Here is a 15,544-nt window from a genome sequence, read left to right as displayed (position 1 = left end):
TTTCAACTTTCTTTAATATTCTTTCTTATTTTTTCCCACATTTTTGTTTCAGTTTCTGGACTCATAGTCTCGGATAATCCGGCATATAATATACCCTTCTCAATGCCGTCGTCAACAATCCATCTTCCCCAGCGCATCTCAGGCAGGTTCTTAAAAGGAACCTCCCATGTTTCTGATAATTCCATTTCTGTAAAAAATGCACTTTTTAATATGTCATTAATCGAATCGATTCCATCTTCTTTTAATTTTACCTTCAGATTAAATATCGGTCCTTCATAAAAATCAAAACTGTATACAAGTTCTTTTTCTTCGCCCCTCATCAAAGGAGCAATAGTCATACACCGACCCGGTACCGATTTAATCCATTTTGCAACATCACGTATTTTTGAAACATCTTCTAAAATCGCCCAATTGCTGCCTTTATTTTCAATTACATCGACTTCTTTTCCCAGAATCCTTGATAGTCCTTCTTTAATATTCGGATACATTTAATCACCTCTTTTATTGAAGACTTTTTTTATCTTCCTTTAAAACCCTCCTGTATAATAGCCAAGCTTTTGAGCTGCATCCTTTATTAGTATCCCATCATCACCGATGCCAAGCTTTTCTATAAGACTTGCATCAAAGGGCACCTCTAATTTTACTCCTTCTTTTAGAGAAATAGATCCAACACCCAAAGACTTGAATCCATGGAATATTCTTTTATCATTAAAAACATGTTCAACATTTTCGATTCCATCGTGACACGCTATAGGAATTATTGCTGTTGCTTCATCAAAATATTTTTTCGTAACAGGACTCGTTTTCATGTCTTCCAGAATATCTCTGTTGCATGTAAATCCTGCTAATTCACTGAAAATTACCTTATAGCCGTCTTTCTCTAATTTTTTCTGCAGCCTTTCAAGTATTCTTTTACCACCGAGTCCACAGCCTTTAACACATACATTACAGCTCATAAGAACTATTTTGTCATCGGGTTTTAACCATTCCTTTAGCTCTTCATAGGTTTTCGTTCTAACAACAATCTCCATATCTCTTCCTCCTTTATAACTTTGTATCTTTAAATGCAGTATCTGTATAATATTTATATTCTTTACCCTCAAAATCTTCTTTTCCAGTAAAAGCACCTACTAATTTATATCTTCCCGTTGACGGTGATACAATTATGCCGCTTATTAATTCTGTTGCTGTTACAACTTTTTTATCCTTAAACAATCTCCTTGCAAGTCTTTCACCGGAAGCACAACTTAACATGATAATGGTATTTGCGGCAGGATTAATATTTGCATCTGCATAATACGCATCATTGCAGGCAACTACTAAGTCGCATATACTTACAACATTGTACCCTTCACTTCTTAATTTTTCTTCCATCTCCTCAGCTTTTTCTCTTCCTCCAACGCCGCTGACTCTGGCACAATCGTTACAGGCAATAATTGCTATCCTGTCACTTTTATCCAGCTGAGAAAGTATTTTATCCATAGGTAAAAGTCTTGATTTTATCATTGTTATTTCACCTCCCTAACAATGTTAGCTTGATTTTGAAGGTCGTTAAGCTTTAGAGCAGCTCTTTCTCTTCTTTTCTTTTCAACTTCTTCTGGGTCAACAAATTTTAATGCACCTACGCTACAAAACTGCACACAGGCTGGTTCCATACCATCTTTTACCCTGTCGATACATAGGTCGCATTTTCTCATTATCTTTGCAGAAGTGTCAATCCTAGGTATACCAAAAGGACAAACCAGCAAACAGCTTCCGCAGCCAATACATTTACTCTTATCAACAAGTACAACACCATCTTTATTGATTGAAATTGCTTTGACCGGGCAAATCGCTACACACGGCGCATCAGCGCAGTGCATACACCTCATAGGAATATTGTAGATTCCCATCTGCTCAACATAAGCATTTGTTTCTCCTTCATGCCATCTTGCACATGCCCTTACACATTCTTCACAGCCTACACAAATATTAGGTTCAAATAATACTTTTTTTGACATTTAATTTACCCCCTTTGATTATTTATACGCTAAATTGTTCATATCTTTAAATAATTTTCCTGCCTGAAGTTTTCTCCTGCAGTCAGGGCAGATATGAGAATTTTCTTTAAAGGCATCATTATTACCTTTTAATATCTCCTGATATACAACTCCAGGAAGAGGTTTAATGTATTTCTTACATATTTCGCAGCGTTCATAAGGTATATTACTGTAAAAAATTCTTTTTATAATATCTTCACCTGAAATAGCATTATGAAGATTTTCTGTCATAGTTAAAGCCCCTGTCGGGCAAAACTCTACACACATTCCGCATCTGGTACAAGCTGCATCCCATAATATATAGTCAAAATGGTCTTTGTATTCATCTATCTTTATAGCTTTACCTCCGCAGACAAATTTACAGGTGCCACATCCAATACACTTTGTAAAATCATATTCCACTCTACCCCTGTAATCTTTCGGTGCCTCAACAGATTCAAAGGGATAATTTACCGTGGCTCTTCCTTTTTTTAAAGCTGCCAAAACTGCTCCAAGTGTCTTTAACATTTTCACCCCTCTTTTCTATAACTTATTTGTTTACAATCTCCCCAAGCTTTTTCTTCCATATTTCTTTTGCCTTAACCACACCGTCTATTATAGCCCAAGGACTTGGCGGACAGCCAAGAACACTTACATCAACAGGAATTATCTCACTAACCGGTCCTGCTAAGGAATAACTGCCTTGATAAACATTGCCTGAGGCAGGACAGTTTCCTATCGTTAAGATAACCCTTGGTTCAGGAACCTGCTCAAGTATTCTTAAAACGGCTCCTTTGCATCTTTCAGTAACAGGTCCTGTGATTACGACGATATCAGCATGTTTGGGGCTTCCGGCTATTCTTACTCCAAACCTTGACAGGTCATATCTAGGACACAAAACCGTCGTAGCCACTTCAACATCGCAAGCATTACATGAGCCTGTGTTTATTCGATAAACCCAGGGAGAACCTGCTGCAAGATTTGCTAACTTCTCCTTAATAATACTCAATATACACACCTCCTTTAAAAACCTGCTAAAACAAGTATAAAGCTTAAAAGAGAAAGACTAAGAGGAACTGTCAAATAAAATCTTACAGCTTGATCAATCCTTCTTCTTCCCGTTACAGCAGCAACGAGTGTCCCACCGATGAAATACACAAGCCATGCTTTAATTGTAAAACAAATTACATTTAAATAAACATTTCCAGTAATTGGTGAAGGTATAAACAATGCAACAATTACTGATGTTAATACCACTATTTTCATTGTATTTGCCAGATAAAAATATCCAAGATTTTTCCCTGAATATTCAACCATTGGTCCCCCTGCAATCTCCGTTTCAGCCTCTACCACATCAAACGGCGGCAATCCAAGATTCGCAGGTATTATCATCATTATTGCAAGAAAAGCAGGTATCATAACCCAATTGGTAATAAAAGCACCATGTGCCAATTGATATTTAACTATATCATCAAAGGAAAATGCAACGGTTGTATTTAAACCTATTCCTGTTTTTAGAGCAACCGTAATAAAAACAATAATCAGAGATATATCATAAGAAAGCATCAAAGCAAGCTCTCTGGAAGCCCCAACAACTGAATAAGGTGACGATGAAGCAGAACCCCCAAGTATAACTCCTATCGCTGATGCAGCAATTAAATAGAGCAGTACAATAATTCCACCGGCTCCTGCTAAAGCCGCAGGCATACCGACAGGAATGAACATCATTGATGCAACAATTGCAGCAATCATAATAAAAGGTGCTAACTTGAAAAGCCAGTTTGTTGCTCCCTCTATTTCCAAGGTATTCTTTAGCATTAATTTGGCAAAATCTTTATACGGCTGCGATACCGGAGGACCTATCCTTCTTTGTATTTTTGCCATAATTTTCATATGAATCCCGTAAAACAATAAACCAACCAATGCTGTATACAGGAATCCGGGAAAAATCAGCACATTTAATAATTTAGTTAAGATTTCCATTAACATCCGAATCCCTCCTTCAATTTTCACCACTATTTAATAATTTGCCTATAGGTGAAAAAATCCTTTTAATAAATGACCATGCATTAAAGAATTCTTTCATTATATAAACTATACTGTCAAATATATTCACACCTGAAATCTGCATTTCACTATTTGTTATATTATTGTATTTTGCTTCATCTCCCCCAGCAAAAACCGGAACAGTTTTTCTTGGAATACCTCTTTTGGGTGTTATAGCGATAAAGAAAAGCGCAACTGCCCCCAACACCACAAGTACAAAGATAAGCCAGTTTGTTTTATAGGTTTCAAGTACCCCTGTTATACTGAATATGCTTTCAGAAATACCCTTTAGACCAACCTCAGCCATTCCGTCAGATATTGGTTTTAAAATAACCCCGGGTACCACGCCAAGTACAATATTAACAAGTGATAATATAAGCATTGTACACTGCATCAACCATCCAATTTCTTTTACATCCTGCAAATTTTCAGGTAATCTTCCAAAGAATATTGAATGAATAAATTTTAACATATAAAGTATTGTACCTGTACTGGCAATCATTGATATTACACCTATAACCACATAGTTGATATTATGCTCTGAAATAAGTGCTTGGTAAATCATCCACTTAGAGGCAAAACCAGAGAAAAGAGGTATACCTGCTGCTGAAAAAGCACCTATCACTACAGCTCCTGTCGTTACAGGCATTTTTTTCGCTAAACCTCCAAGTTTATTCATGTCAGATGTTCCTGTTCTTATAACTACAGCCCCAATACAAAGGAATAACAATGTTTTAAACATCATATGGTTTACTGCATGGTACATCCCGGCTGCAAATCCAAGTGAGCTTCCGATAGCCAAGCCTGTAATCACATATCCCATCTGACTGATCGAACAGTATGCCAGAAGTCTTTTTGCATCATCCTCCATCAAGGCTCTCATTGTTCCAAAAAGCATCGTTAGAGCACCAAGCCAAGCTACAATCATGTAAATATCATTAGCTCCTGCAAAGCCTTTTAAAAGAACATACAGGACTATTATTAAGCCTATAACGCCGGCTTTACTCATTACACCTGCAAAAAGTGCAGAGACTGAAGAATCAGCACTTTTATACAATCCCGGAACCCATCCATAAAGTGGAAAAAGTTCTGCTTTTAAGCCAAGTCCCACAATTATAGCAAGAACCGCAGCTATTCCTATAGAAATGGGGATTGTTCCTGTAAATTCCCTTATTTTATCGAATTCAAAACTTCCTGCGTTACTGCTTAAAATTGCAAACCCAATAAACATTGCATAACCGGCAGAAACCGCCGCTAACAAATATGTTAATGCCGCTTTCCTTGCCTCTTTTGTTGAAACTATCACCGCCATAAAATATGATGATATTGTCAGCAATTCCCAGAATTCGTAAAATTCCATTGAACTTGCCGCAGTAATAAGCCCAACTATTGATGCACTTAAATAAATAGTAAAAAAGAACAACCCTGCAATCTTATCTTTTTCTATTGAATCAATCATGTAAACAACAACAAGAACTATTAGCCAAAGCATTAAAGTTCCTATAAGATGTATTATTGAGGAAGTATTCGATAGATACGCCGTTGTGGCATAAAATGCAGCATATGCTGTTGCTGCAACAGCTAAAATTCCGCCAAATATCTTATTGAGTTTCGTCGCTGCATATACTACAAAAGCAGAAACTGCCAAGATAACAATAACCATAGGCCATGTACCTGATATGGATTCTGCCTTTGTCCCAATAATATTTGCAATATAGCTTTGCACATCTGCATTAAAAACGCAGGCAGCCACAGCCATAAGTCCCACCAAATAGCTTAAAAAATTATTTTTAAGCTTAATATTTTTATCTTCATATGGAGCAAACATGATTTTTTGCACACTTCTTAATAAATAACAGAACTCCATAATCACCGCTAAAAATCCTATTACTGCCGCTACCAAACCACCATCTTTTATCATGCTGTAAAATATGTCAGGTCTTACTGTCAAACTTTTAATAGGTGAAACTCCAAGTACAGCTAAAACAGCAAGGGTATATAAAATTCCCTGACCTTTTAATACCGTACCTCTCCCCTTTAAATCATCAATATACTTTGATGAGCCTGCCATACTTCCAATTGTCAAAAACATCAAGCTACGCATAATAATATAATTGACCAATTCCTGTGTTCCCAGAAATCTACCGGCATCTTTAAGAAAATAACCTGCTGCAATAAAGCCAAAACCCGCAATAGCTGAAAAAACCAGCATTTTCCTTATGTTTTTTTGGAATAATGCTACTAAGTCGAATAAAAAAGCCCATAGCATACACAATATCAATATTGCCGGAGAGAATGTTGCCATCTAATTACCCCCTTACGATTTAAATTTTAGAAAGACTTGCAATCCTTTACTTTAAAATTTAAAAAAATATTACCGCCCATAAATACCTCCTTCCAGTTAGTATTCATCATTTTTTTCAATATTAAGTACATTCGTATTATAGTATTTTTATATATCAATGTCAATGAAAGATTATTTTTTCACAAGGAGTATTTTTCAAAATCATTTCTTAATCTGCCTTATTTCATTTGCAATAAAAGCCTGTCCTAAGGAAATTCCTCCATCATTGCAAGGAACTAAACTATTTGAAAATACTTCAAAGCCTAAACCTGACAGTATATTTATAATGTTCTCTAATAAATAAACATTTTGAAAACTTCCACCGCTTAATACGACCTTGTTTATCTTATATTTATAATGCAGCTTTTTTACCATTTCGATTGTAAACTTTATTACAGAATTATGAAATCTCGCAGCAATAATCCCTTTCCTTACCTTCCTTCTATAATCTTCAAAAAGCCCATGAAAAATACCCTCTGTATTAATTATATAACTGCCCTCTTCAGAAATAATTTCAAAATCATAATAACTCTTATCTTCTTCTATTATGCTTTCCATCTCCATAGCTGCCTGTCCTTCATAAAGCACTTCATCTTCTATATCTATTAGAGATGCTGCAGCATCAAAAAGCCTTCCCATACTTGAAGCTTTTGGAGTATTTATACCCCTTTCAATCTGTTTTAAAATCAAATCAATTTCATATTTGTCAAATCTACTTAAAAACTCCTTATAATTCTTGATATCCTTATATATATATCCAAGAGCAACCCTGTAAATCTTTTTAATCGCCAATTCACCACCGGGCAAAGATACATAATTCAAATGACCGACTCGTTTATACCTTTTAAAATCTGCAATCATAAACTCTGCTCCCCAAAGTTTGCCATCTTCTCCATAACCTGTTCCATCATAAGCCACACCTATAACTTTTTCATCTATACCATACTCTGCCATACAACTTGCAATATGTGCATGATGGTGCTGAACAGCTATATGGGGAAGATTAAGATTTTTCCCATACAAGGTTGAAACATACCCGGGATGCATGTCATATGCAACAATCTTAGGTTCAATTTTAAAAAGTTTTTTATACTTCTCTATCTCCTCTTTGTAATAATTGTAAGTTTTATCATTATCAAGGTCTCCAATATGATGACTTAAAAAAGCGTAATTATCTCTTGTTAAGCAAAATGTATTTTTATAAAAAGAACCGCAAGCCAAAATACTTTCCATAGTTTTATGGCAAATCAAAGGCTGTGGTGCATACCCCCTTGCTCTTCTAATTATTCTTTCTCTTCCTCCAACAAAGGATGTAACAGTATCATCAATTCTGTTCATAATATCTCTATCATGCAGCAAAAACCCATCTGCAATTGAAGAAAGCTTATTCAACGCATCCTCATTGTCCTTGCACAAAGGCTCTTCACTAAAATTACCGCTTGTCATCACAACAGGAAAATCAATCATATCCATAAGAAGATAATGCAGTGGAGTATAAGGAAGCAGAACACCTACCCGATTCAAATTATCGGATATGCTCTTTGCAAGATTGAGGTTTTTTTTCCTCAAAAGCAGAATAGGCTTCTTAGGGCTCTCAAGAAGTTTTTTTTCTTCTTCCATTATAAAGCAATATTCATTTATCTGTTCTATATCTTTCATCATAACAGCAAGAGGTTTACCATATCTATTCTTTCGTTTTCTTAAAAGCCTTACAGCTTCCTCATTTAAGGCATTAACTGATAAATGAAAGCCTCCCAATCCTTTTATTGCAAGGATTTTTCCCTTTTTCAAGAGTTTGGCAGCCTTTTCTATCTCATCCTTTCCCATCTCCTCCCCAATAAAAGCAAGGGATGGACCACATTGAAAACATGCTACAGGCTGAGCATGAAATCTCCTATTTAGGGGATCTTCATACTCTTTTTTACATTCACTGCACATAGGGAAAATCGACATAGAGGTCTTATCCCTGTCGTAAGGAATATCCTTAATGATAGTAAATCTTGGACCACAATTGGTGCAATTAATAAAGGGATAACCGTATCTTCTATCCTTTTTATCCCTCATTTCCCTCAAGCAGTCCTCACAGGTACCCATATCAGGCGATACCGAGATAACTCCATCATCTTCTTTGCTCATTACTATGCTGAATTTATCATAGCCTTTATAATCCAATTTCTGAATTTCTATTTTATCAATCTTTGCAAGAATAGGAGGTTCATTCTTTAAAACCTTAATAAAAGCTGCAATATCCTTTTCCTTACCCTCCAGTTCAATATAGACACCAGATGAACTATTTAACACAAGACCATTTAAATTGTATTTAACGGCTTGGCTAAAAACAAAAGGGCGAAAACCCACCCCTTGAACTATACCCTTCACCTTTATTGCTACTCTTTTTATATCATCCCTCATCGTTTCTTCCAATTTTATCACCCTTTAAATTCTATCAAAAATGTGAATGTTCTGACAACCCATCATGGGTATGATTAATAAAAGCATGGCTTTCCTCCCCTGATTCACCTACAGGATCAATGTGTATCATCGCATTTGAAAGATATTTCAGGTGATGTAAAAGTTGGTGTCTAACTTCTTTCGCAATCTCATGACCTTCTTTTACAGAAATATCAGGCTCGACTGTTATGTTTACCTCAGCATGGAGCCTATGACCAAGCCAGCGGACACGTACCTCAGTAACATCTTTAACCCCTTCAACATGCTTAACCCCATGAAGAATCTCATCAGTTATTTTTACATCCACTCCATCTATCATGCGAACAAAGACGGATTTGCCTGATTCCCATACAATCCTTAAAATAACAAGAGAAATAATAAAACCAACTAAGGAATCCAATATAGGATAACCCATCCATACACCTACTACACCCAGAAGCACTGACAAACTTGTAAGTCCATCTATACGAGCATGGTAACCGTCTGCAATAAGAGCAGCGCTTCCAATCTCTCTGCCAACCTTCATACGAAATATTGCTACTATCTCATTGCCAAGAAAACCTATAAGTGCCGCCGCTATAACAGCCCAAAGATGTTCTATAGGACGAGGATGAAAAAAACTGTCAACAGATTCATAAATTGCTACAACAGCACTGGCTAAAATCATCAGCACTACAGCAACTCCAGCCAAATCTTCAACCTTCCCATAACCATAGGTAAACCTTCTGTTAGGTTTCCATTGGGCAACCGTAAAAGCTATCCATAATGGAAGAGCTGTTGCCGCATCACCTATATTATGAACTGTATCTGCCAGCAATGCAACACTGCCCGATATGTAAGCAACAACAATCTGAAATAAAGCTGTGATAATCAATATCACAAAAGCCCATTTTACAGCCCATATACCCCTTTGGGATGTAAAAACCCAAGGATCAACAACCCCGTGTGTATGACTGTGACCATTATTATGATGATGAACCTCGGATTCATGATTTGCATGCTTATTATCCATTTATACCATCTCCTTTTTAAATTTATTTATACTAATAAAGAATATGAAACCATATTTTTTCATATTTTAATTATATCATTAAGAAAGTAATTATTAAACATAATATTAAATTTTATAAAAAAAGTACTCAATTTATTGCGTACTTTTTTTAAATATCTTTATTTTTCTCTGCTATATTCATCCTTACAAGGGCACGCCGTAATGCTGCTCTTGCTAATATATATTCACGACGGCTCAGTTTCTCTTTTATTTTTTTCTGTGCCCTTTCCTTTGCTCTTTTAGCACGTAATATGTCTATCTCTTCTGGCCATTCGGCTGATTCTACAAACACTGTAACCTTATCACGCTGTACTTCCATAAATCCGCTTGAAACAAACGCTTCTTTCCATTTGTCATCTACTTTTATCTTTATTGTACCGATGGCAACATCCGCTACCATTGGTACATGACCCGCAAGAATACCGATTTTACCGACACTTGTTGATATAACTATTTCATCAACTTCCCCGTCATAGAACTTCCTATACAATGTTAATACTTCGAGGTGAAATTTCTTCATAACTGCCACCTCATTTCATCTGTTCAGCTTTTTTATAAACTTCGTCAATATTCCCTACCATAAAGAATGCCGATTCAGGTATTTCATCCATTTCACCATTTACAATCTTTTTAAAACCTTCTATTGTTTCTTTCAAAGGAACATACTTACCAGGCGTACCTGTAAATGTTTCAGCTACAAAGAAAGGCTGCGATAAGAATCTCTGTATTTTTCTTGCTCTGTATACTATCAGCTTATCTTCCTCTGATAATTCATCCATACCAAGTATTGCAATAATATCCTGCAATTCTTTGTATTTTTGCAGCACTTCCTGTACTTTTCTGGCTGTTTTGTAATGATCTTCACCTATTATACCGGGTTGCAATATCCTTGATGTAGAATCAAGAGGGTCAACAGCCGGATAAATACCCATTTCTGCAATACTTCTTGAAAGTACTGTTGTAGCATCGAGATGGGTAAATGTTGTTGCAGGAGCCGGGTCTGTAAGGTCATCAGCCGGAACATAAACAGCCTGTACTGATGTTATTGATCCACTTTTCGTAGAGGTTATCCTCTCTTGCAGTGCCCCCAATTCAGTTGCAAGCGTAGGCTGGTAACCAACGGCAGATGGCATCCTGCCGAGAAGTGCAGATACTTCTGAGCCCGCCTGAATAAATCTGAATATGTTATCTATAAATAGCAACACATCCTGATGCTCTTCATCCCTAAAATGCTCAGCCATAGTCAACCCTGCAAGTCCTACTCTCATCCTTGCACCTGGCGGTTCATTCATCTGTCCAAAAACAAATGCGGTTTTATCTATAACCCCTGATTCGTGCATCTCACGCCATAAATCATTACCTTCACGGCTTCTTTCACCAACACCTGTAAAAATTGAATAACCACCATGCTCAGTCGCAACATTACGGATTAATTCCATGATAAGAACTGTTTTTCCAACACCTGCACCGCCAAACAGCCCTATTTTTCCACCTTTTGCATAGGGTGTGAGCAAGTCTATAACCTTTATACCTGTTTCAAGTATTCCCGTAACAGGGCTTTGCTCTTCAAAGCTTGGTGCATTTCTGTGAATAGACATGTATTTTTCGGCTTTTACATCCCCCAGCTCATCCATTGTCTGTCCAAGCACATTAAACATCCTTCCGAGGGTAGCTCTGCCAACTGGAACTGTTATTGGTCCTTCTGTATCAATGCACTCCATCCCTCGTTTCAATCCATCAGTTGATGACATTGCAACACATCTTACTGTATTATCTCCTGCGTGTTGAGCAACCTCCACAATGACTTCTTTATTTTCAAATGGTATTTTTATTGCATTATTGACCGGAGGAAGATTTTTTTCAAACCTTATATCAACTACCGGTCCGATTATTTGTGTAATATATCCCTTGTTCAATTTAACATCTCCTTTAAACAGACGAACCTGCAATAATTTCAGAAATCTCCTGTGTAATTGATGCCTGTCTAATACGGTTATATTTCAGTACTAATTTTCCAATCATTTTATCTGCATTTGATGTCGCACCATCCATAGCAACCATCCTTGAAAATTGCTCTGATGCAAAAGATTCAATCATCATACTAAAAATCAACCCTTTTATATATTGTGGTACAAGCAAATCAAAAACTTCTATAGGTGACGGTTCATATATCATATCACTTAATACCTTATTATCTTCTTTGGCAGCATCACCAAAATTTTTTTGCTCCAAAGGAAGTATCTTAACCGTTCGTACAACTTGGCTTAGTCCCTTCATTTCTGTGAAAATAACAAATATATCATCTGTTAAGCCCTTATTGTACATATTAATAAGCAAATTAGAAATTTCTTCTGCATCTTCCGTTGTCGGGTCTTGTACATTATAGTTAAAATCCAAATCAACATCATATTTTTTGGATTTGAAATAACTTCTTCCAACTTCACCTATTACCATAAGTTTGCCGGTATTATTATCAATAAAGCCTTCAGCCGTTTTTATGACATTGTGATTATAACTACCGCATAACTCCTTATCACCCGTTATTAAAATCAATGTTTTTTTTCTTTCTTCTTTTGTTTCATGTTGATTTTTAAAATAATGTGATGATACCTCGCCGCTATGCTTTAAAATATCCTTCATTGTTAACTGTATTCTTTCATAAAATGGCCTTACATTGTCCAGCATAACTTTGGCTTTTCTAAATTTTGCTGCAGAAATAAGTTTCATTGCCCTTGTTATTTTTCTTGTTTCTTTAACGCTTTTTATCCTAAGCTGTATATCTCTTTTACCCATTATTCAACACCCTTTGATGCGAATTTTTGGAAATATTCTTCAATAGCAGCCTTTAATTTGCCGGTCAATTCATCATCCATTTTATCATTTTCTCTTATCATTTTCTTTATTTCTGGATGATTTAAATCGATAAATTCTAAAAGCTCCTTTAAATATCCTTTTATTTTTTCAACAGGCACATCTGTCATATATTTATTCATGACAGTAAAAATCGTTATTATTTGATCTTCAACAGTCATAGGCATATATTGCGCCTGTTTTGTCATCTCAATTATTCTCTTGCCTTGCTCCAATAAATCCAGTGTTGCCTTGTCAAGGTCTGAACCAAACTGTGCAAATACCTCAAGTTCTCTGTACTGGGAAAGTTCCAGCCTTAATTTCCCTGATACTTTTTTCATCACTTTCCTTTGTGCAGCACCACCAACACGAGATACCGATAACCCAACATTAATAGCCGGCCTAATACCCGAATAGAATAACTCAGATTCTAAGTATATCTGTCCATCTGTTATTGATATTACATTTGTTGGTATATATGCCGAAATATCTCCAGCAAGGGTTTCTATTATGGGAAGCGCAGTTATAGAGCCTCCGCCAAAATCATCTGATAACCTTGCAGCACGCTCAAGAAGCCTTGAATGAAGGTAAAAAACATCACCCGGAAATGCTTCCCTGCCCGGCGGTCTTCTCAACAAGAGCGAAAGAGTTCTGTATGCTATAGCGTGTTTTGAAAGGTCATCATAAACAATAAGCACATCTTTATGGTCATACATAAAATGCTCTGCCATAGCGCATCCCGCATATGGTGCAATATATTGCAATGCAGCAGAATCACTTGCAGTTGATGCAACAACAGTCGTATATTCCATAGCCCCATGTTTCTCAAGTATATTTACAATACCTGCAATTGTTGATGCCTTCTGTCCAATTGCAACATATATACAATATACATTTTCTTTCTTTTGATTGAGTATTGTATCAATTGCTATAGCTGTTTTACCTGTCTGCCTGTCACCAATTATAAGTTCCCTCTGCCCCCTGCCTATCGGAATCATTGCATCAATTGCAAGTATTCCAGTCTGTAAAGGCGTATCAACAGGCTGCCTCTTTATAATTGGTGGAGCAGGATATTCTATAGGTCTTGTAACTTCACCGTTTATTGGTCCTTTGCCATCTATTGGTTGACCTAAGGAATTTACAACCCTCCCAAGCATGCCATCACCAACAGGTACTTCAACAACTCTTCCAGTCCTTTTTACTGTACTTCCTTCTTTAACATCTGAGGGGTCACCAAGTATAACAACACCAACACTATCTTCCTCAAGGTTCAACACCATTCCGTAAACCCCATTTTCAAATTCTACCATTTCTCCGTATATAGCACTATCAAGTCCATATACCTTTGCAATACCGTCACCGGATATTATTACATGCCCAATGTCTTGAGTCTCAAGCTTATACTCGAAGTTTTTTATCTTTTTTTCTAATACAGAACTTATTTCTTCCGGTTTTAATATCATATATTCACCCTCTATGAATCAAAATTACATTGCTTCTTCTAAATACTTCATAAGATTATTTAACCTTCCTTTAACTGAACCGTCAATAACCCTGTTGCCGATAATAATTTTTAAGCCCCCGATTATGGAAGGATCTAATTTACAATATATATTTACTTTTTTGCCAAGATTTAATTCAAGATTATTTTTAATTTTTTCAATTACAGCATCATTTAGTTCATGTACCGATACCAGTTCCACATCTACTATTCCATAGTATTCCTTACACATGGCTATAAATTCATAAATTATTTCGTCTAAAATAGACTCCCTGTGTTTTGAAATTACTAATTTAATAAAATTTACAACATTGACGTCAAACTTGTTACCTATTAATGCATCTATTAAATCTATTTTATCTTTGATTGGAATGCTTCTATTCGCTACTATCCTGTACACTTCCTTGCAATGAAGTATCTTATCAAGATTTTTCAATTCTTCGACATATTTTTCAAAAGCATCATTTTCTTTTGCGATATTAAAAAGAGCTCGTGCATACCTTTTTGCAACTACCTGTGCCATGATGCACCTGCCTCCTTAATAACTTCATTTATTATCTTATCATCATCTATATTTACATTGCTTTCAAGTGCACGTGATGCAGCTGCCACGATAAGGTGAGACAATTCTACTCTTAGGTCATGCATTGCCTTAATCTTCTCAAGCTCTGCTTCTTCTTTTGCCTTTTCAATTATTGTGTTTGCTTCAATATTTGCATTTTCAATGATTTTATCTGCTTTTTCATTTGCATACTTTTCTAATTTTGCTATTATCTCCTTGCCTTCCATATCAGCATTTTTCAAAATGTTTTCATATTTTGATTTTAAATCATATGCTTCATGTAATTTCATATCTGCTTCTTCAAGAGAATTTTTTATCTTTTCTGACCTTGCCTCCAAGAAATTTGTCGCAGGCTTAAATAAAATTAGTCTTAATATCAGGTACAGTACTACCAGGTTTACAATTGTCCATATAAAGGTACTACCGTCTATTATGCCCAAACCTTACCCTTCTTTCTTAATTTATTACTTAATTTTAAAGATCATCATTAATGCTGCAAGTAAACCATAAATTGCAGTTGCCTCACATAATGCACCACCTAATAACAATAACTGCATAATGCTTCCATGCGCCTCCGGCTGTCTTGATACAGCTTCAACTGCCTTTCCTGTTGCAAATCCTAATCCAAGACCTGCACCTAAACATGCCATTGTTGCCATTCCAATTCCTATAGCTAATAAATTCATAAGTATACCTCTCCTTTTCTACATTTATGATATTT

At 36.0% G+C, this 15,544-nt stretch carries 17 protein-coding genes; all 17 read right to left on the bottom strand.

The annotated features are described in order from the left end of the window. Positions 1 to 2: 2 nt before the first annotated feature. Positions 3 to 488, bottom strand: coding sequence for an NADH-quinone oxidoreductase subunit C (locus AC0LWJ_RS09280; RefSeq protein ID WP_474239152.1), 486 nt, complete (start codon positions 486 to 488; stop codon positions 3 to 5). Between the two features lie 39 nt (positions 489 to 527). After that, a complete protein-coding gene (locus tag AC0LWJ_RS09275; RefSeq protein WP_474239154.1) occupies positions 528 to 1,031 on the bottom strand; it encodes a hypothetical protein in 504 nt (167 codons plus the stop codon). 13 nt (positions 1,032 to 1,044) lie between these two features. Beyond that, on the bottom strand, positions 1,045 to 1,506 hold the full coding sequence (locus AC0LWJ_RS09270; RefSeq protein WP_474239156.1) for a hypothetical protein: 462 nt from the start codon (positions 1,504 to 1,506) through the stop codon (positions 1,045 to 1,047). 2 nt (positions 1,507 to 1,508) lie between these two features. After that, positions 1,509 to 2,000 (bottom strand): 4Fe-4S dicluster domain-containing protein, encoded by a 492-nt coding sequence (locus AC0LWJ_RS09265; protein WP_474239158.1) that lies wholly within the window; start codon positions 1,998 to 2,000, stop codon positions 1,509 to 1,511. A gap of 18 nt (positions 2,001 to 2,018) precedes the next feature. After that, positions 2,019 to 2,546: a 4Fe-4S binding protein gene (locus tag AC0LWJ_RS09260; RefSeq protein ID WP_474239160.1), complete on the bottom strand. Its 528-nt coding sequence runs from the start codon at positions 2,544 to 2,546 to the stop codon at positions 2,019 to 2,021. A 22-nt stretch (positions 2,547 to 2,568) separates the two neighbouring features. Next, a complete protein-coding gene (locus tag AC0LWJ_RS09255; protein ID WP_284679975.1) occupies positions 2,569 to 3,027 on the bottom strand; it encodes an NADH-quinone oxidoreductase subunit B family protein in 459 nt (152 codons plus the stop codon). 14 nt (positions 3,028 to 3,041) lie between these two features. After that, the gene (locus tag AC0LWJ_RS09250) at positions 3,042 to 4,007 is read right to left on the bottom strand and encodes a respiratory chain complex I subunit 1 family protein (RefSeq protein WP_474239162.1); all 966 of its coding nucleotides are present in this window, start codon (positions 4,005 to 4,007) and stop codon (positions 3,042 to 3,044) included. Positions 4,008 to 4,020: 13 nt separating this feature from the next. Next, a complete protein-coding gene (locus AC0LWJ_RS09245; protein ID WP_474239164.1) occupies positions 4,021 to 6,369 on the bottom strand; it encodes a proton-conducting transporter transmembrane domain-containing protein in 2,349 nt (782 codons plus the stop codon). A 201-nt stretch (positions 6,370 to 6,570) separates the two neighbouring features. Continuing rightward, positions 6,571 to 8,832, bottom strand: a complete 2,262-nt coding sequence (gene hypF, locus AC0LWJ_RS09240; protein WP_474239166.1) for a carbamoyltransferase HypF — start codon at positions 8,830 to 8,832, stop codon at positions 6,571 to 6,573. A 22-nt stretch (positions 8,833 to 8,854) separates the two neighbouring features. Beyond that, positions 8,855 to 9,871: a cation diffusion facilitator family transporter gene (locus tag AC0LWJ_RS09235; RefSeq protein WP_474239168.1), complete on the bottom strand. Its 1,017-nt coding sequence runs from the start codon at positions 9,869 to 9,871 to the stop codon at positions 8,855 to 8,857. Between the two features lie 148 nt (positions 9,872 to 10,019). Continuing rightward, positions 10,020 to 10,430 carry an ATP synthase F1 subunit epsilon gene (gene atpC, locus AC0LWJ_RS09230; protein ID WP_474239170.1) on the bottom strand — a complete coding sequence of 137 codons (411 nt, stop codon included), beginning with the start codon at positions 10,428 to 10,430 and terminating at the stop codon, positions 10,020 to 10,022. 10 nt (positions 10,431 to 10,440) lie between these two features. Continuing rightward, positions 10,441 to 11,826, bottom strand: coding sequence for a F0F1 ATP synthase subunit beta (gene atpD, locus AC0LWJ_RS09225; protein ID WP_474239171.1), 1,386 nt, complete (start codon positions 11,824 to 11,826; stop codon positions 10,441 to 10,443). Between the two features lie 13 nt (positions 11,827 to 11,839). After that, entirely contained in the window at positions 11,840 to 12,703 is an 864-nt protein-coding gene (gene atpG, locus AC0LWJ_RS09220; protein WP_474239173.1) for an ATP synthase F1 subunit gamma, read from the bottom strand. After that, the gene (atpA, locus tag AC0LWJ_RS09215) at positions 12,703 to 14,223 is read right to left on the bottom strand and encodes a F0F1 ATP synthase subunit alpha (protein ID WP_474239175.1); all 1,521 of its coding nucleotides are present in this window, start codon (positions 14,221 to 14,223) and stop codon (positions 12,703 to 12,705) included. Before atpA ends, atpG begins: the two co-directional genes overlap by 1 nt. A 24-nt stretch (positions 14,224 to 14,247) precedes the next feature. Then, a complete protein-coding gene (gene atpH, locus AC0LWJ_RS09210; protein WP_474239177.1) occupies positions 14,248 to 14,784 on the bottom strand; it encodes an ATP synthase F1 subunit delta in 537 nt (178 codons plus the stop codon). After that, complete coding sequence (atpF, locus tag AC0LWJ_RS09205; protein WP_474239180.1) at positions 14,772 to 15,263, bottom strand: F0F1 ATP synthase subunit B; 492 nt, start codon at positions 15,261 to 15,263, stop codon at positions 14,772 to 14,774. Before atpF ends, atpH begins: the two co-directional genes overlap by 13 nt. A gap of 24 nt (positions 15,264 to 15,287) precedes the next feature. After that, a complete protein-coding gene (gene atpE / locus AC0LWJ_RS09200; protein WP_474239181.1) occupies positions 15,288 to 15,509 on the bottom strand; it encodes an ATP synthase F0 subunit C in 222 nt (73 codons plus the stop codon). Between the last annotated feature and the right edge of the window lie 35 nt (positions 15,510 to 15,544).

The organism is Aceticella sp. 75b-Ac (genome assembly GCF_056032965.2).
Note: the sequence above shows the minus strand (reverse complement) of the source record. Positions and strands in the feature narration are given on the sequence as shown.